This is a genomic window from Cohnella laeviribosi DSM 21336 (genome assembly GCF_000378425.1).
Taxonomy (GTDB): Bacteria; Bacillota; Bacilli; order Paenibacillales; family Paenibacillaceae; genus Cohnella; species Cohnella laeviribosi.
Window position 1 is genome coordinate 11,997 of record NZ_KB899849.1, and the last position, 16,614, is coordinate 28,610.

Annotated in this window: 20 protein-coding genes; all 20 read left to right on the top strand. The window is 55.2% G+C overall.

Features of this window, described 5'->3' with window-relative positions; translation table 11 throughout:
• Positions 1-360 precede the first annotated feature (360 nt).
• Complete coding sequence (locus F560_RS0118910; RefSeq protein WP_019007326.1) at positions 361-1,320, top strand: M23 family metallopeptidase; 960 nt, start codon at positions 361-363, stop codon at positions 1,318-1,320.
• Between the two features lie 21 nt (positions 1,321-1,341).
• Positions 1,342-1,560: a hypothetical protein gene (locus F560_RS0118915; RefSeq protein WP_019007327.1), complete on the top strand. Its 219-nt coding sequence runs from the start codon at positions 1,342-1,344 to the stop codon at positions 1,558-1,560.
• Between the two features lie 89 nt (positions 1,561-1,649).
• The gene (locus F560_RS0118920) at positions 1,650-1,925 is read left to right on the top strand and encodes a hypothetical protein (protein ID WP_144938217.1); all 276 of its coding nucleotides are present in this window, start codon (positions 1,650-1,652) and stop codon (positions 1,923-1,925) included.
• Between the two features lie 84 nt (positions 1,926-2,009).
• Positions 2,010-3,329 (top strand): DNA cytosine methyltransferase, encoded by a 1,320-nt coding sequence (locus F560_RS24710; protein ID WP_019007329.1) that lies wholly within the window; start codon positions 2,010-2,012, stop codon positions 3,327-3,329.
• Positions 3,330-3,378: 49 nt separating this feature from the next.
• Positions 3,379-3,642, top strand: coding sequence for a hypothetical protein (locus F560_RS0118930; RefSeq protein WP_019007330.1), 264 nt, complete (start codon positions 3,379-3,381; stop codon positions 3,640-3,642).
• Positions 3,636-4,463, top strand: coding sequence for a DNA adenine methylase (locus tag F560_RS0118935; protein ID WP_019007331.1), 828 nt, complete (start codon positions 3,636-3,638; stop codon positions 4,461-4,463). Before F560_RS0118930 ends, F560_RS0118935 begins: the two co-directional genes overlap by 7 nt.
• Positions 4,460-4,651, top strand: coding sequence for a hypothetical protein (locus tag F560_RS0118940; protein WP_019007332.1), 192 nt, complete (start codon positions 4,460-4,462; stop codon positions 4,649-4,651). Before F560_RS0118935 ends, F560_RS0118940 begins: the two co-directional genes overlap by 4 nt.
• 2 nt (positions 4,652-4,653) lie before the next feature.
• Positions 4,654-4,848, top strand: a complete 195-nt coding sequence (locus F560_RS0118945; RefSeq protein ID WP_019007333.1) for a DUF5049 domain-containing protein — start codon at positions 4,654-4,656, stop codon at positions 4,846-4,848.
• A gap of 52 nt (positions 4,849-4,900) precedes the next feature.
• The gene (locus tag F560_RS0118950; protein WP_245554896.1) at positions 4,901-6,481 is read left to right on the top strand and encodes a CpaE/TadZ family protein; all 1,581 of its coding nucleotides are present in this window, start codon (positions 4,901-4,903) and stop codon (positions 6,479-6,481) included.
• A gap of 17 nt (positions 6,482-6,498) precedes the next feature.
• Positions 6,499-6,729, top strand: a complete 231-nt coding sequence (locus F560_RS0118955) for a hypothetical protein (protein ID WP_019007335.1) — start codon at positions 6,499-6,501, stop codon at positions 6,727-6,729.
• Between the two features lie 38 nt (positions 6,730-6,767).
• Positions 6,768-7,886 carry an SAF domain-containing protein gene (locus tag F560_RS0118960; RefSeq protein ID WP_019007336.1) on the top strand — a complete coding sequence of 373 codons (1,119 nt, stop codon included), beginning with the start codon at positions 6,768-6,770 and terminating at the stop codon, positions 7,884-7,886.
• A gap of 15 nt (positions 7,887-7,901) precedes the next feature.
• Complete coding sequence (locus F560_RS0118965; RefSeq protein WP_019007337.1) at positions 7,902-8,627, top strand: hypothetical protein; 726 nt, start codon at positions 7,902-7,904, stop codon at positions 8,625-8,627.
• Positions 8,617-9,453 (top strand): CpaE/TadZ family protein, encoded by an 837-nt coding sequence (locus tag F560_RS0118970; RefSeq protein ID WP_019007338.1) that lies wholly within the window; start codon positions 8,617-8,619, stop codon positions 9,451-9,453. Before F560_RS0118965 ends, F560_RS0118970 begins: the two co-directional genes overlap by 11 nt.
• A 3-nt stretch (positions 9,454-9,456) precedes the next feature.
• The gene (locus tag F560_RS0118975; protein WP_019007339.1) at positions 9,457-11,328 is read left to right on the top strand and encodes a P-loop NTPase family protein; all 1,872 of its coding nucleotides are present in this window, start codon (positions 9,457-9,459) and stop codon (positions 11,326-11,328) included.
• Positions 11,318-13,390 carry a hypothetical protein gene (locus F560_RS0118980; RefSeq protein ID WP_019007340.1) on the top strand — a complete coding sequence of 691 codons (2,073 nt, stop codon included), beginning with the start codon at positions 11,318-11,320 and terminating at the stop codon, positions 13,388-13,390. Before F560_RS0118975 ends, F560_RS0118980 begins: the two co-directional genes overlap by 11 nt.
• Positions 13,391-13,410: 20 nt before the next feature.
• Positions 13,411-13,890 (top strand): hypothetical protein, encoded by a 480-nt coding sequence (locus tag F560_RS0118985; RefSeq protein ID WP_019007341.1) that lies wholly within the window; start codon positions 13,411-13,413, stop codon positions 13,888-13,890.
• Between the two features lie 72 nt (positions 13,891-13,962).
• Entirely contained in the window at positions 13,963-14,352 is a 390-nt protein-coding gene (locus F560_RS0118990; protein WP_019007342.1) for a hypothetical protein, read from the top strand.
• A gap of 12 nt (positions 14,353-14,364) precedes the next feature.
• Positions 14,365-14,913 (top strand): hypothetical protein, encoded by a 549-nt coding sequence (locus F560_RS0118995; RefSeq protein ID WP_019007343.1) that lies wholly within the window; start codon positions 14,365-14,367, stop codon positions 14,911-14,913.
• Positions 14,900-15,874 (top strand): hypothetical protein, encoded by a 975-nt coding sequence (locus F560_RS0119000; RefSeq protein WP_019007344.1) that lies wholly within the window; start codon positions 14,900-14,902, stop codon positions 15,872-15,874. The genes F560_RS0118995 and F560_RS0119000 overlap by 14 nt, the downstream gene beginning before the upstream one ends.
• A 130-nt stretch (positions 15,875-16,004) precedes the next feature.
• Positions 16,005-16,349 carry a copper amine oxidase N-terminal domain-containing protein gene (locus tag F560_RS0119005; RefSeq protein WP_019007345.1) on the top strand — a complete coding sequence of 115 codons (345 nt, stop codon included), beginning with the start codon at positions 16,005-16,007 and terminating at the stop codon, positions 16,347-16,349.
• The last annotated feature ends 265 nt before the right edge of the window (positions 16,350-16,614 follow it).

The following is a 16,614-nucleotide window of genomic DNA, read 5'->3' on the forward strand; positions in this document are numbered from 1 at the left end:
ATTCAGCAGGGTAGGGAGGGCGGAGATATGTGTTCGATTTCATTTGATCCAAACAAGATGGAACGTCTCGAGCGAGACGATGCGTTCCTTCGGTTTGTGGTCGACGATCTGGTTTCGAGATCCCATCCGAGAGAGAAGGCGCTGGAAATTGTTTTTATTCGGTCATGGAAGACAAATACGCAAAAGCATAAACAGGCGGCAAGCCTGCTGACGAGGGGATGACGATGAATGTTGTAAAGGATTGGGAGGCATTGGTGTCCGACCTTAGACATCGAGTACAAAACGGCGACGAATCGTGCCACCCACTTCTGGCCAAAGCTGAAGCTGCGCTGAAAGAGACGCGGGAAAAGGAATCGTCGCTTGAAAGGGATCGTCATGGACGTTAGCGGCTTGATCAAGAAAAGGGTGCTCTGGTGGGTGGTCGGCAGCTTGGGGGCCATCGGCATTGCGATCGCGCTCTTGGTGATGCTGCTGGTGTTTGCGCTGCTTGGCGTGCTAGTCAGTTCTTCGGATTCCTCTTCCATGGAAGGGATTCCGGTGCCGGACAATCAGACCTTCGATATCCCCGCACCGCTGCTTCCGATCTATATTCGGGCCGAAAACGAACAGGCCTCCTGGGCACGTCTGGCGGCGATTCATAAAATCACGACCGATTTCGGAGCCGTACAAGCGAAACGAATCGATACGATCGGCGGTTTGGGCTTTCCACGGCTCTTATGGGAAGCGTACAAGGTGGACGGCGACGGAGACGGTAAGATCGATCCGGACAATCCGTTTGACGCGATCTTTTCGCTCGCCAACTACTTGCGGTTGTCCGCCCTTGATCCGGATGCGGCGCTGGAAGCGTGGTTTTTAAACCCCGGCGATGAGGCGCTCGTTCGGGCAAAGGAAGCGGAATACGCCGCCATGCTGGTCATGCCGCGAAACTGGCTGTGGCCGGTCATTGGGTATACGGCCATTTCCAGTCCGTACGGCATGCGGACCGACCCGGTGTCGGGCGAGCCTGGCGTATTTCATGACGGGATCGACATCCCCGCGCCGCGAGGCACGCCGGTCGTTGCGGCCCAAAACGGGATCGTGATTCAGGCGGTCATGAGCAACTCCGGGTACGGTAATCTCGTCCGTTTGCAGCATGACGGAGGCGTTCAAAGCTTATACGCCCATTTGTCGGGCATTGGCGTCCGCCGCAGTCAGCAGGTGCTGCGCGGCGAGGTGATCGGCTGGGTGGGAAGCACGGGGAAATCGACGGGACCGCATCTTCATTTTGGCATGTCGCAAAATGGACAATCGGAGGACCCGCAAAACTATTGGAATGATTAAACCGAAGGAGAGTGAACGCAGATGTTGGAGCAACTGCTCCGCTTTCGCGAATGCGAGCATCGGGGCGATTTGGACGCCTATGCCCGCGACGTGTCCCGCTGCGGCGGAAATATTATCGGACGGGAACTGGATGCTGCCGCTGAAAAGGGGTATTTGACCGTAACGTTCTCAAGTGAGGCAGATCGTGAAGCGTTCTGGGAGAGGTTTAAACAAACGGATTCGGCGCCCTTCTGTTCCTAAGCAGCAGTAACAATCAGATCATTTCCATGGCTCTCGAATAGGAGGGCTATTTTTCGTTTCAAAAAACAACCAAAGGAGTTGTGCAGAGCATGGGAAAACCAACTGAAAAAGTAATGACGCGCGGGGTGCAACATTTGAATTTGCCGCCGATCGTCATGAATTTGTTCTTCCGGAAAGCGGAGTCGTTTTTGCCCAAGCATGATTTTCTCGTTTTTGAACCTCAAGGAGACCGCGTTGTTGTTAGCGACGGAAATGGCAAGAAGCTTGACGAGCTGCAAATGAAGCTGCCGGAGAAAGTTTGGGTGAAGTCGGATGATTACGGCAATCATTGGGTCATTACGGCGCTGCTGCCCCGGGAGTATTGAAGCATACAAGTTCAGATAACGGCTGTCCCGTTCGCGGCGCAGACGTTTTTTTGCGCCCGTTTACGCACTCGGGAGGTGACTGTAATGCAGCTTTGGGGACCGTGCATCGATTTGTTTTGCGGCGCGGGAGGGTTATCCTGCGGCTTTGCGCAAGCGGGGTTCGATATCCGTGTCGGCATTGATGTGGATGCGTCCGCGCTGCTTACGTTTGAGCGCAACCATCCGCAGGCGCTGGCCATCAAGGAAGACGTCGCCCGTTTGACGGGAGACAAGCTCCGCGAGCTGGCGGGAAGCGAGACGGTGCTGGGCATGATCGGCGGACCTCCCTGCCAGGGGTTTTCGCTGGCCGGAAACCACGATCCGGACGATGTCCGCAACCTGCTGCCGTATGAATACGCCCGGCTGCTCAAGGAAGCGCAGCCCGCATTTTTTCTGATGGAAAACGTGAAAGGGCTGCTGAGCAAAAAGCAGCGCATTCATTTTGACGCCATACGCGACCTATTTTCGGCGGCGGGCTACAGGCTGGAATGGAAACTGCTCAACGCGTGGGATTACGGCGTGGCGCAGACGCGGGAGCGGGTGTTTATCGTCGGGTTCCGGTCGGATCTGGAGGTCGCTTTTGAATGGCCTCCGCCCGATCCTTCGCGTCCGGTGCTTCGCGATGCTATCGGCGACTTGCCGGATCCGGCGGAGGACGAAACGGCGCTGATGAATCATACGCTGTCCAATCCCCGTCCGGTATCGATGGAGAACCGGCTTCGCAATGCCGGGAAAGGCGTGGCGATGTTCGACTGCAAGGTGCAGGACTGGGAGAAGCCGTGCAAAACGGTAACCGCGCATTTGTCGAAGGATGTCGATCTCGCCCATCCGGGGATGCTGCCGAACCATGCCGGTCATCTTTTTCCCAATGTGCGGGAAGAGAGCCGCTATGATCAGACGAACCGCAGGGCGGGATGGGACGATCCTTCCTTTACGATTACCGCGCACAGCCGTTCGGCGGGGCTGCATCCGAATCACGGGCCGGTGCCGGCGGATCCGGCGCACATTCTGCATCTGGTTTCGCTGGCGGATGCGGACGGGGTTATCCCGCTGGAGGCGCTGGAAGCGGCCATGCCGACAAGGATCCGGGGGCTCAAAGGACGCCAAAAAGTCGGTTCGTGGCAAAAACCGAATCCGACCATTACGGCGAATGCCGGTTTTTATGCCGGGGCGCATTATCATCCGGAGCTGACCCGTCCCCGGCGTTTTACGGTGCGCGAGTGCGCCCGGATACAATCTTTCCCGGACACATTCGTGTTTTACGGCAGCTTGAGCGCACAGTACCGCCAGGTCGGCAACGCCGTGCCGCCCAAGCTGGCTCATGCGCTGGCGCGGCAAATCGCCAACGCTTTATCCATTGTGTAAAACGATTTGTATTAAAACGAATTTGCAATCCGTGAAGAGGTGGGTGAACGTGCGGCAGTTGCAATTGTATGTCAAAGAGATCCGGGGGGCGTATCAGGTCATTGGCGTCGAGCCGGGGAAGGACGTGTACGCATTGGGCAGCCGGGAGAACGCGCGGGAAGCGGTGCGCCATGCGTTGGGATACGCCCGCTTGCTCGGCGTGCCCGAGGATGAGGTTTACTATTGCGGGCATTCGATTCCGCAGCTTGCGGCGCTCGGAGCCGGATCGATAGAGCCCGACACAAAAAACGAAGGAGAGGATCGCCATTGCTGAAAAGTCCGATTCGCTGGCAAGGCGGCAAGTCGCGGTTGCGCGAGGACATTATCCGCCGTTTCCCGCCGCATGTGCTGTATGCTGAAGTGTTCGGCGGCGGGGGCTGGGTGCTGTTCGGAAAAGAACGGTCGAAGGTGGAAGTGTATTCAGACATCAACGCGGAGCTTGTCAATTTTTTCAGAGTCATTCAGGAAGATTGGGAGGCGCTCGCCAAAAGGTTCGAGTGGGCGCTGTATGCCCGCGATGAGTTTGTGCGCATCCTGAACCGGCGGGACGAGGAGCGCGATCCCGTTACCCGCGCCTACGATTTCTATTACCGGGTTTATTCCCATTTCGGCGGAAAATACAACGACTGTGACGATTGGGGGTACACCCGCACCAAACTGGCTTACGACCTGAGCAAGGTCAAGGAAAAGTTCAAACTGGCGCATGAGCGGCTGATCGGCGTGTACATCGAAAACAGGTCGTTCGAAGAAGTTATCCCGCGATACGATTCGCCGGATAGCTTTTTTTATTGCGATCCGCCGTATCTCGGGCTTTCCGGTTACCTGTACAAGTTCGATGAAACGCATCACCGGAAATTGCGCGAGTTGCTCGGCGGCATCAAGGGCAAGTTTTTACTCAGCATCAACGACCACCCGCTCATCCGGGAATGGTACGCGCCATACGTGATTGAGGAAGTGGAAACGCGCTACTCGATCGCCAAACAACTGAAAGGGCGGCAGCCGGCAAAGGAACTGCTCATTTCCAATTATCCGCCCGCTGCAGAGATGCCGATCGATCATAAGCCGGGGGTTAAAGAAAGGAAGGACAAGGGATGAATAATCAGGTTCGCATCGAGCCGAAAGGCGGAAAGTTTGCCGTTGTGCTGGAGCATGATGGATCAACGCAGGAAATGGATGTGCGGGATACGTACCAGGAAGCGGAAAAGTATGCGTTTTATGTGGCGAGCCGCGTCAAACTGGATGTCTATTACCGGGGACAAAAATTGGATGAAAGGAAGGGTTGACCATGGTGACAGTCCCGAAAAAGGTGCTGGAAGGACTGGAGGCGGTGCGCAGGCTTGGGGCGGTCAACATGCTCGATCGTCCGGGAGTCATTCATTGGGCTGACAAGCTTGGGTATCCCGAAACGGCCCAGTGGATCCGGGAAAATCCGAAAAAGTATTTGGAAGGCGTGTTTACCGGATTCGAGGCAGAATCATAAAAAACAACTTTGAAATCACCGGCCGGTTGGAGAGGAGGTGTTTGATTTGCAGGTGGTGTTGTTTCGTCCTCACCAGCGCCGTCGGCAAGCGTGGGTCGAGCGGCTGCGAAGATCGGGTTATGACATCAAATTCGTTCATGATCCCGAGCGGATATCCGGGGAGACGGATCTTGTCGTCATTGATACGGCAGTCGAAAGATGGAAGGAATATGTCCGGCTGGTGCAGGGACAGGGGAAGCCCATTGTATTGTTGACGGACAGCGATACGCAGTTGACGGAGGATGAGTTCGAATCTCTTGGCGTAGCCGGAACGGTGACACAGAAGGAGGAAACGGACCGGGTCTTTGCCAAATTCCTGTGTCCGAAAGCAAGCGGTCCGACGGATCGGACAAAAGCCAAAACGCAGGCTGCGTTTCCGCAGTACGGAAGATTGCTGGTGTTGACGGCTGAAGATTCTGGTCCACATGAATCGGAACAGGCCGATTCGATCCAGGATGAGGACAAAGAGCCGGAATTAACGTTTGCCGAATCGGAAATCGAACAGGCGATTCAGAGGGATATGGCCACAGGCAGTACGCTTTCACAGCGAAAAGCGGCACGGCAGAGATCAGTGGAACGCCGTTCCACTAAGACCATTCCTACTATTAGTGAAGATCCTGCCTTTGCTTCGGATGAAGTTGTTATGCGGGACTCAAAACCGCCTCTCACGGAAGACGAAGAACAAGAGCCGCCCAACAGTTCGGCGCAGGGACAAAAAGTGACAACGCATGAGAACTTGGAGGCTTGGCCGGAAGACTCGGTCACGCAGGGTGCGACTCAGACGGCGTTTCTTTCCCCATCTGTGAGAAGCCGGGATCTCCCTTCGGTCGCGGCTGTCTATGCGGCCAAAGGGGGCGTGGGGAAAACGACGTTCCTATTGCACCTGGCTGCGATTTTGGCAAATGAAGGACGACGGGTTTGCGTCCTTGATCTCGATCTGATGCACGGTACGGTGGCTTCTATGTTGCAAATCCAACCGAATAAAACGATTATCGATATGATTCGCCGGATCGATGATCCGAAAGCGTGCAGAGCCTGTCTTCTCCAAACGAAGATGGGCTTTTCCATTGTCGCCGCGCCTTCGCAGCCATGTACGTTTCGGATGCAGCGTGAACAGCTATTAGCAGTCCTTCGGTTCTTGAATGAGGAAACGGATATCGTGCTGATCGATACGCCTGTCCATTTCGACAGCCTGATCAAGTTGGCTTTGGAGCAGGCCGAGCAGCTATTCCTAGTGGCAACCGATGAGCCGGCCAGTATGAAAAGCCTTGCACGAATGAAGCCGCTGCTCAACAACCTTCGTCCGACGCCAGAGCTTTACATGATATGGAACCGGCTTATGGAACAGGCACCCAAGGAGCAGTGGCGCGAGAACCTGCCGTGGCCGGTGATGTTAGAATTGCCGGAAGATCCTACGGTCAGCAAGGCGGTTCGAATCGGTCAGTGGATCGCAAGTTCGCCTTGCAGTCCGTATCGTCTGCGGGTGAAACAGCTTGCGGACCGTTGGCTGGGGGTGGAGCCGGAGCGTCCAGGGGACAAGCGGAACCTGCTCAGGCGTTTGCTGTCCAACCGGAACTATATGAAAACAACGTGAGAGGCGGTGAAAGAGACATGAAAGTGCTCGAAGCGGAAGTAGTCCATCCCATCAATGCCAGAGGCGGCCTGTATGTTCTGATCGAAGGAACGCAAGCGGAAGTTTATAAGGGGGCGTCGGATCGTCTGGCCGTGGAGACCGCGAACCGTCTTGGATGGAAGGGTGACGGTCAAGCGACCACCGGCATCCCGACACGGGAAGGCGTCGATCTGTACACGCGCGCGTACTGGTTTCACGAAAAGCGATAACCCCGCGTTTCGAAAAAAAGAAAGGAGAATGACAAGCCATGAACAGCCGACAACAAAAACGAGTCATCATTGCATCCATCGCAGGAGGATTGGTGCTGCTCCTTTTTGCGCTCGCCCTTGTGTTCTATTTTCAGGCGAAACAAGCCAGCTTTGAGGAGCAGCTTCAGTCCGAATACGATACGAAGATCAAGGAATGGGAGTCGAGGGAACAGGCGGCGATAACAAGGGTGTTGGCGGCCAGCCGCAGCATTCCGGCTGGAACCACTCTACAAGCGGGAGATGTCAAAGCGGTGGAGGTGCCCGCCGTTCAGGCGGCAACCGGGAGCCTCAAAGAGCCAAGCGAGGCTGTCGGCAAAATCACCAAGATCGATTTGCAGCCGAACACGCCGCTCGTCGTTTCGATGCTGTTTGAAGACAAGCCGATTCCGAGGGATTTAAGGGTGCAAGAATTTAATGTCATCCAGTTGCCGACGAATCTGCAAAAAGGGCAGTTTGTCGATGTGCGGATCAACTTCCCGACCGGCGAGGATTTTATCGTCCTCAGCAAAAAGAAAGTCCGGGAACTGTCCGGCACGATCGTTTGGTACGAAATGAACGAAACTGAAATCCTGATGGCTTCCAGCGCCATCATCGACGCCTATCTGCAAGGGGCCAAGCTGTACGCGCTCACCTATGTCGATCCGGGCATGCAGGAAGCGGCAGTTGCCAACTACCCGTCCAACCCGAAGGTGCTCGACCTGATGGAACGCGATCCGAACATTTTGGAAGAAGCGAAAACCGCGCTCGCTCGCCAACTTCGCACGAAGCTTGATAACAACCTGAAAGCAATGAGCGATACGGACAAAATGAGGGTGATCAGCGGCAGCGTCACTGTTCAGCAGCAACTGCAAAATGAGCGCATTACGACGCAGCAAAACAATGAATTCCGGCAGAGCATTCAGCAGCAGGTTCCAGCATCAACCGGCAGACAAAATAATCAAGCGGAACAAACAACATCGAATCCAAAGGAGCCTGCAACACCGTCAAGTGTGCTGCCTTCGTCCGAACCAGCAAAGGAAACGCCGGCATCGACCCAGACACCGGACCATGTCAACAATTCGCCCAAGACGGATCGGCTCGAAGATGTGTTTGATCAGCCTAAGACCGGCGGCTCATAAAGGAAGGAGGCCGACATGAAACAAGTTGTTTTTTTCGGTGCGCCGGATAAAAGCCATTTGCTGCTTGTGCTGGGCAAGCTACTGGCAGCTGCCGGGCAGCGGGTGCTGCTTGTCGATTCGACGGTCGCGCAGTCGGTACAAGGGTATCTCCCGCCGTCGGATGAGCGTCCGGGCGCTTTTGTGACCGAGTTTGAAGGACTGGACGTCGCTGGAGGGTTTATTACGTACGGCCAGCTGGATCGCTATTTGAAGCAAACAGAAGGCAAGTGGCCGCATTACGACGTGATGCTGCTTGATACGGATCATGCCGAATTTGTCAAAGGGCTGGAGTTGCAGGCGTTTGCTCATCGCGTCTGGTGCAGCAGCTTCGAAAAATTGGCGCTCAAGAAAAACGCAGAATTGATGCAGCGGCTGTGTCTGGCGAAATCCGCCACGCAGCCGCTGAAGCTTTTCAAGCTGATGTACCCATACATGCAGTCCACGATAACCGAGGCGTATATTCATTCGCACTACGATGCTGATCTTGTCCTGTGGCAGGATCCGGTATTCCGCATTCCGCTCGATGACAGGGATGTTTCGGCCAAAATCGATAATCAGCATCACGCCCGGATCGATGTGAGAAAGCTGTCCAGAGCGTATGTCCGGACGGTGCTGTCCCTATCGAAGACGCTGTTCGAAATGAACGGGCGAACTGTCAAAACGGCTTGGAAACGGGTAAGGAGGAATCGCCGTGGGAGTTAGCGTCGTCTTCTGGAGTCCGGTGCCGGGACAAACGGGCAACACTACGAACCTGATCGCCGTCGCCGCGCTGCTTGGTCTCGAATATTCCGCCCGAATGCTTTTGCTCGGCCATTTGCAAAGCCGGCGCGCTGTCATCGAACAGGCGTTTCTGAAGTGGCGATCACAGGCGGGGGGCGAACCCGCTTTTACTGCGGACTCCGGCATTGATGCTTTAGCACGGCTGGCTCAAAACCGCAAGCTGACATCGGAGATGATTCGGGACTACACCTTGCCGCTGCTGAAGGACCGTCTCGACCTGCTGCCGGGTTCGAACAAGGCCGACAAAACGTTTATTCCCGGCATGAAAGAAGTGCTTCTGCCGCTGCTGGATACGGCGAGGCGCTACTACGACCTGACGCTAATCGACGGCGGCAGCGGCTTGGGATCCGGATGGACGCAGGCGCTGCTGGAAAACGCCGATCTGGTGGTGGTCAGCCTGAACCAGAACCACTTCGTGTTGGAGCGGTATTTTCAGCAGCAAGAGGAATTTTTGCTTGGAAAAAAGCTGGTTCTTGTTGTGGGGCAGTACGATCGGTACTCCCAACACACAGCCAAAAATATTGCCAGGAAGCATAAGGCAAGCGTCCCGCTCTATCCGGTTCCGCATCATGCAGGGTTTATGGATGCTTCGCAGGAAGGCCGTGCGATTGAATTCATGTTTCGCAACCGCAGCGTGCCGGGCGATCATGAGAATCATTTTTTCATGCAGTGTGTCCGGATGCTGGCGCAGGCGGTCATCGAACGAGCCGGATTCAACAAGCCGTTTTTCGGCGGGAAGGGGGAGTAGCGGATGCTTGGGCTATTGAACGGATTGCTCATCCTCATGCTTCTCCTGCTCTCGGCCGCGCTGCTGTACTTCCGCATGAGCGGGCGCAAGCTGGAGAAGCTGCCGGAGGAACGGGTCTACTCCGTTGACGCGATGACTGCGTACGTGAAACAGGCGCTATATGACCTGACGAGCAGCAACCTGTATGATCTCGGTTTATCCGAAGAGGAATTCCGGCGCCGGAAAAACAAGCGGGCGGAACTGAAGAAGGCGCTGCGCGGCTGCACATCCGGGGATTTGCGGGACAAAGCGTATGTGAAGCAGTTTTTATACGATCTTCTTTTACAGACGTATCAACTGGACGAGGGGAATATCAACCGGATCATCCCATTCGACGATCCGTACGAGCTTTCACCGCAGGATCAGTTCGAGATTTTGCTGCATCTGTACAAGAAACGGTACCGTCAAGATGCGCTCGGCGAACTGATTCGCAAATACGAGCTGGACCGGCCCAAGCTCGGGATAGAGGATGGGCAAACCGAATCGTACCGGATCACCGCCGAGGAAATCCATGATATTTATAAAAAGGAAGCCAGGCGGCTGCATTTCGAGGACAAGCTGCGAATCGTGGTGCAGCGTATTTACCAGCAATACAAAGGCTTCAGCGTCGTGGATGAAATCCGGGATATGAAAATCGACGGCGTGTCGGCCGGTGTGTCCGGTTTGCCGCCTTCCGTGTGGGAGGGGGAATGGGAGTTTCAGGCCGACGCGCTGCTGCGCGAAGTGCCGAAGTCCCACGACAGCGTTTGGATTTTTTACAAAGGGAAATCCATCCATCTGAGCTTCCTTTCCTTTGGCACGGAGCAAGAACTGAAGCGTGTCTGCCAGAACATTTACAAGCATAACTATCCCGGCCAATTGTCGGAAGCGAACGGTTTCAAGGTGAATGAGATGGCCGACGGCTCCCGCGTCGTGGTGCTTCGCCCCCGGTTTTCGGAATCGTGGGCTTTTTTTGTGCGCAAATTCGATGTGCAGAGCGCCGCGCTGGAACAGCTCATCCGGGACGACAATGCCCAGCTCCCCATCGGCCTGATTGCCTTTCTGGTTAAAGGCGCACGGATTACTGCTATTACTGGTGCACAGGGGAGCGGGAAAACGACGCTTCTGATGGCGATGGTCAAGTTCATTTCCGCGACCTTTACGATTCGGGTGCAGGAAATGAGCTTCGAGCTTCACTTGCGGAAAATCTACAAGGATCGCAATATCCTCAGTTTCCGCGAGACGGAAACCATTTCCGGGCAGGACGGGCTGGACATCCAGAAAAAGACGGACGGCACCGTAAACATTCTCGGCGAGGTGGCGACAGATCCGGTCGCGGCGTGGATGATCCAGATGACGCAGGTCGCCTCGCTGTTCACGCTTTTTACCCACCATGCCAAAACATTCCGCGACCTCGTCTATTCGCTTAGGAACTCGCTGCTGAAGACCGGCGTGTTTACGAACGAAAAGGTCGCCGAGCAGCAGGTGATCAGCGTCATCAATTTCGACATTCATCTGAAACGCGATGTGAACGGGCACCGCTACATTGAGCGGATTACCGAATGCGTCCCGCTAGACCAGGAGACGGATTATCCCGTTCCATACCGGCAGATGGACAAGCTCGAAGACAAGATGGCAGCGTTTATGGATACGGCTGTCGAATATTTCCGGCGTTCTACCGACCGAAAGCTGTACGAAGCGCGGAATGTGATCGAATTCCGGGATGGCAAGTATGTGGCGGCGCATCCGATATCGGACCAGAACGTGAAAGAGATGCGGGAGCACATGTCGGAACCGGATCGCGCGGCATTCGCAGCGTTCCTAGAGGCGAATTGGGGTGAGCGTAATGGAGCTTAAATCGCTGCTATCCCTCGTGCTTGGCGGGGCGGTCGTGTTTTTTCTTGCCGCTGTCCTGCTGTTCCAATGGCTGTCCCGCAAAAATACGGGCGCGGGTTCGATCCGAGAATACGAGGAACTGCGGCTTCCCGGCAAAGCGACCCGCAAGCATGACGTGCACAGCTTGTTGCAGCGCATTTATGCAGCGTGCGAACGGATTCCTCTCTTGCGCGCCTATCTGACGACGATCCGCAAACGGCTAACGGCGCTGCAACCTTACGATGAATGGAAGCTGCGGCTGGAGACGATCAAGATCGCGCTTGCGGCATGGGGCATCCTGCTGGCCGCCGCCATTCCGCTGGTCCTGTTTGTGCGCGACCCGATGACGCTGCTCATGATCGCAACCGGCATATGGGCGCTTCACGGGATGATCGCGGACGTGTTCGTTCACCGTTTGGAAAACCGGCTGCTCCGCCAGCTTCGCCACTTTATGGCCGATGTGCGGCATCACTACCACCGGCACGGCATGGTGGAGGAAGCGATCTACGACGCGGCGGAAGCTTCTCCGTACGAGATGGCTTTGCACGGACAGGAAGTGTATGCGGTGCTGACCGCCAGCCATCCGGAACAAAAATTGGAGCAATACTACGAGACCGCGCCGAACCGCTTTCTGAAGGGACTGGCCGGCATATCGCATCTGGTCAAGGAATACGGGGACAAAACGTTGCAAAACGGATCGCTCTACTTGAAGGCGCTCGGGAAGCTGACGACCGAACTGAATCTGGACATTTTGCGACGGGAGAAGCTCAGTTACTTGCTGCAAGGACTGACGGTGATCGCGCTCATCCCGATTTTGTTCACCAAGCCGATCGAAAGTTGGGCGCGAAATTACTTCCCGGCGATGGACGATTTTTACGCCGGCAAGCTCGGCTGGATCACGAAAATGGTCATCTTGCTCATCATTCTCTGCTCGTATGTGCTGCTTCGCAACATGCGGGAATTGGATGGTGAACACAAAGCAAGGCGGCGCAAGCCGTGGGAACAGCGTGCTTACGATCTTCCGTGGGTACGCCGGGTCATCGACCGGATTTCTCCCGAACCCGGTACGCGGGAAGCCACCCGCTATGCCATACTGCTCAAGGAAACGAACTCGCCGCTCCGCTTGGAGTGGTTTTTTGTGCATCGCGTGACGATAAGCGTTTTCTCTTTTCTGCTTGTGCTCGGCTTGTTTGTAACGCTGAATGCGGTGACGAAACACCAGCTGCTTTACGCGCCCGTGAAGCCGGAAACGATGTTCGGCCGCCTTTCGCCGGAGGAAGAGGCGAAAGCCAGGCAGACAGCGGCGCTTGATCGCCGGATCATGGCAGATGTGAAGGGGGTGAAAACCAAGCTCTCGGAAGCGATTTTCGACGAGCTGCGCAAAGACCCGCAGCTTGCGCAGGAGGAGGCGCAGCTTCGCGCCGCCGCTCAGCGCATCCTAAACAAAATGGAGGCGGTAGACGGCGAGTACCTGAAGTGGTGGGAGGTGATGCTCGCCCTGATGACCGGCTGGGGCGGCTACTTTGCTCCGGTTGGCATCTTGTTGTTCCAGCGGCAGATGCGGCATATGGAGATGAAGCACGAGGTCGATCAGTTCCATTCGGTGATCGCCATGCTGTCGGAAATGGACCGGATGTCAGTGGAGCACCTGCTGGAGTGGATGGAGCGGTTTTCCTTTATTTTCAAGGAACCGATTCAGCACTGTCGTTTGCATTATGAGCATGGCCCGGAACAGGCGCTTGAGGAGCTAAAGGAACAAGCGCCGTTTCTTCCGTTTGTCCGCACGGTGGAAAAGCTGCAACTGGCGGTGGAAAAGATTCCGATCCGGCAGGCATTCGATGATTTGGAATCCGAGCAAGCCTTCGCCCAGGAGCAGCGCAAGCAGGATTACGAGCGGTTGATTGAAACGAAAGCGGGATGGGGGAAAATGATCGGCTTCGCGCCGATGATGTCCCTCATTTTCGGTTATCTGGTATTCCCGCTCGTCTATGTCAGCCTCAGTCAAATGTCGGTGTATTATGAGCAGATTCAAAAAATCCAATAAGCAAAGGAGTTTGATGCACAATGAGTAATGCGCAAAAAGCGCTTGTGATGGCGGCAGGCATTTTCCTCGCCATTGCCCTTATTACGCTGGCTGTCGTTCTGTTTATTTCCGCGCAGGAATCGACCAAAGCGGCGCAAAGCAATTTCAGCAACATCCAGACGGAGCTGTCGCAGACGGCGTTTACCGTCTATGACAATACGCTCGTTTCCGGAAGCCAGGTTGTGAACGCGCTGCGCAAGTTTAGCGACCAGGATCAATTCGGCATTCAGATCGTAACGGGGAAAAACCCGGCCGGCCAATGGTACGGCAAGGTGCTCAATACGGGCGTTCCGATGGACAGCATTACGTACGGTTCCGTGGTGGGTCCTGCTCCCGGCCGGCTCGATCATACGGTAGACGAGGCGGACAGCAACTACGTGAACCCGAGCGGCAAGTTTCGGGCCCAGCTTGTCAAAGACAGCAGCAACGTCATTCGCGGCATCGTGTTCCGGCAGCAATAAAGAGACGGCGCCAATCCGCCGGTCTCATCTTGAAGCTCGGCGGGTTGGCTGTTTAGAAAGGAGGGTGCGCCGATGAGTCATTCCGTGCGCACGATGATCGACATGAGCTTCGCTTGTCTCATCTTTGTCATGGCGGCCACTGCCGGACTGCTGCTGTTCCAAAGCGGCGCTGCTGCGCTGGATACGGCTTATGTATCAGGAAAAGCGCAGGATCGCAACGTAATGCCGACGCTCTCCCCGATTACCGGAGACGGCAGCGTGTCCGGTGCGGAAGTGCTGCAAACGATCGCCCAAATCGGAGAAATCGGAATGGAGGTCGTGGTAGACGGTACCCGGTATGCCCCATCGCTGGAGCGGGAAGATATCGCTGTTTCAGCCATTCGTCTGAATGGCCGATATACTCCTTCCTATGAGCGCGGGCCAGATGGACAGCTTAAGCAAATCGTATTCGTGTCGCGGTGAAAGGGGTGTGTGATGAACAGTATTTTGAAAGTGTTCGCGGTGATCATCGCGATTCTTCTATTATATATTTTTCCGATCTCGGCCGCGTTTGACCAGCAAGACGACGTGTCGGAGCTGGTTGTCCTGCGGGCCACAACTTCGTTTGTCGATGCGGTCAGGGACAAAGGATTCATCTCCCCGTCCATGTATAACGATTTCTTGCAAGCGATACATGCAACGGGAAACACATTCGATGTGCAGATGGAGCACGGGCAAAAGCGATACATTCCGGTTTACGACGATCCGGCGCGTCCGGAGACGTTCCGGAACGAATACGAGGTTCACTTTGACCGGTTCTACAACGCGCAAATTCTCCATGTGCTGTTTCCGGACAGCGCGGCGGGCAAGGACGATCCGTCGCGCCGCTACAAGCTGCATGTCGGGGATATGTTTTATGTGGTGGTAAAGAACACGAACCGGACGAATGGCACGATCCTGCACGATTTTCTGAACAACGCCAGCAGCCCACATGAAAAAATCTTCATTCCCTACGGCGGGGCGGTGCGAAATGAAGATTATTAATTGGGCGATCGTCGGGGTATTGATTCTGCTTCCTTTCTATGTGATCAATCGAGCCGATACCGAAACGCAGCGCCGGATGATGATTACGGAGCTGCGATATGATGCCGCGCTGGATACGGCGGTGGACGATGCGGCGCGGGCGCTGCTGATCAACGTCAACGAACAGCAGGAAGCCCGGTATGAATCGGCTAAACGGATGCGGGTGAATAAGGAGGAAGCGATCGATACGTTTTACCGGACGCTGTACATGAACTTTGGTGTTGCAGAAGACCCAATCGCACAGGGGGTTCTGAACCGCTACATTCCGGCTGTGATCGTCATTGGCTATGACGGTTTTTGGGTGTACGCCGAAGAAGAGTTTACGAACGCAGCCGGTGAAACGGAAATGCGTCCCGTATGGGGATCAAAGAAGCCATACGCATATGCCGATGCGCAGGGAAACAGCTTATCCTTCACGCTGGACGATTACGTAATTGCATACGAAGCCGGGAGCCGGACATGGCAGGAGGGCTTTCGCTCGGAAATCCAATCCTCGATTCCGTTGCTGCACAATGCGGAGTTGTTCGAGCAAGTGCGGCGCAGCAGGATTGTAAATGCGGTTCAAAACGAGCTGGCGTACCGGATCAACCGGCATAACCAGTATGCTTCACGCAACGGCATTTCCTATACGTTTACGCTTCCGACGATCAGCGAAGAGGAATGGAACAATACGGTGAACGATATCGGCGTCATGGCTTTTGTTCAGGGCATTCCGATGGGGCGGAAAACGTATAACAACTACGCGCTTGGCGGGAGCCGGGTGTTGAAAAAGCCGATTATTCTGGGGGCGGTTAAAGACGGCAGAAAGGTGTATTACCGCAATACCTGTGCGTTCCCGTACCCGGTGGAAGAAACGTTTGCCAGCGAAAAAGCGGCCGCGCAAAAAGGGTATATGCCGCTGTCATGCAGCAACCATCCATGAGCGATCGGCTCAAATCGGAATTCAAGCGATACGGGGTGGACAGGTCGGCACAGGGATTATATGATGGAGGCACAACGTCGATTTTTTCCTGATATTCTCAATTATTCTCGAAAAAAGGAGTGAATCGAGCGTGAAAAAATGGGTTAGCACAAGCTTGGCCGTAATGATGGCGTTTGGTCTTATGACCGGGATATCCAACGCGGCAGCGAAAGCCCCGGCGTTTGTGAGCGTCGTCATGGACGGACAAAAAATCTGGTTTCCCGATGCGCAGGCTTTCATCGATGAAAACAACCGGACGCTCGTGCCGGTGCGCTTTGTGGCTGAAAAAATGAATGCCAAAGTAGGCTGGGAGCCGGATACGATGTCGGTTCCAATCGAACGGGGCGATCAGCGCATTCGGCTTACTATCGGCGAAAACAAAGCACTCGTCAACGATAAAGAAGTCGCTTTTGACACAAAGGCGATTATAAGGTAAGCGTCAAATCTAGCACACCTGGTCAAAGCTTCCCCAGCCTGCGAGAATAGGAACGAAGCGTATGCGCGGGCGTCGCCAAACAAGACGGAACGCCAAAGAGCCCTGACTGAGCAGTCAGAGCGGTTCGGGGCACAACGTCAGAACAGGCGACACGTGATCGGCAATGCGGGCGACCACGGGGCCAGCTTCTCCAGAGCGGCGGCGTCCTGCAAGTTCGGCAACTGTGGCAGTTGCTCGAACAGGTACTGCAAATAAGCCTCCGGTT

Bases quoted from the DNA above. Each gene is read 5' to 3' on its own strand.
- F560_RS0118915 (WP_019007327.1), top strand. From the start codon at position 1,342: ATGTTGGAGCAACTGCTCCGCTTTCGCGAATGCGAGCATCGGGGCGAT.
- F560_RS0118920 (WP_144938217.1), top strand. From the start codon at position 1,650: ATGGGAAAACCAACTGAAAAAGTAATGACGCGCGGGGTGCAACATTTG.
- F560_RS24710 (WP_019007329.1), top strand. From the start codon at position 2,010: ATGCAGCTTTGGGGACCGTGCATCGATTTGTTTTGCGGCGCGGGAGGG.
- F560_RS0118940 (WP_019007332.1), top strand. From the start codon at position 4,460: ATGAATAATCAGGTTCGCATCGAGCCGAAAGGCGGAAAGTTTGCCGTT.
- F560_RS0118945 (WP_019007333.1), top strand. From the start codon at position 4,654: ATGGTGACAGTCCCGAAAAAGGTGCTGGAAGGACTGGAGGCGGTGCGC.
- F560_RS0118955 (WP_019007335.1), top strand. From the start codon at position 6,499: ATGAAAGTGCTCGAAGCGGAAGTAGTCCATCCCATCAATGCCAGAGGC.
- F560_RS0118960 (WP_019007336.1), top strand. From the start codon at position 6,768: ATGAACAGCCGACAACAAAAACGAGTCATCATTGCATCCATCGCAGGA.
- F560_RS0118965 (WP_019007337.1), top strand. From the start codon at position 7,902: ATGAAACAAGTTGTTTTTTTCGGTGCGCCGGATAAAAGCCATTTGCTG.
- F560_RS0118975 (WP_019007339.1), top strand. From the start codon at position 9,457: ATGCTTGGGCTATTGAACGGATTGCTCATCCTCATGCTTCTCCTGCTC.
- F560_RS0118980 (WP_019007340.1), top strand. From the start codon at position 11,318: ATGGAGCTTAAATCGCTGCTATCCCTCGTGCTTGGCGGGGCGGTCGTG.
- F560_RS0118985 (WP_019007341.1), top strand. From the start codon at position 13,411: ATGAGTAATGCGCAAAAAGCGCTTGTGATGGCGGCAGGCATTTTCCTC.
- F560_RS0118990 (WP_019007342.1), top strand. From the start codon at position 13,963: ATGAGTCATTCCGTGCGCACGATGATCGACATGAGCTTCGCTTGTCTC.
- F560_RS0118995 (WP_019007343.1), top strand. From the start codon at position 14,365: ATGAACAGTATTTTGAAAGTGTTCGCGGTGATCATCGCGATTCTTCTA.
- F560_RS0119000 (WP_019007344.1), top strand. From the start codon at position 14,900: ATGAAGATTATTAATTGGGCGATCGTCGGGGTATTGATTCTGCTTCCT.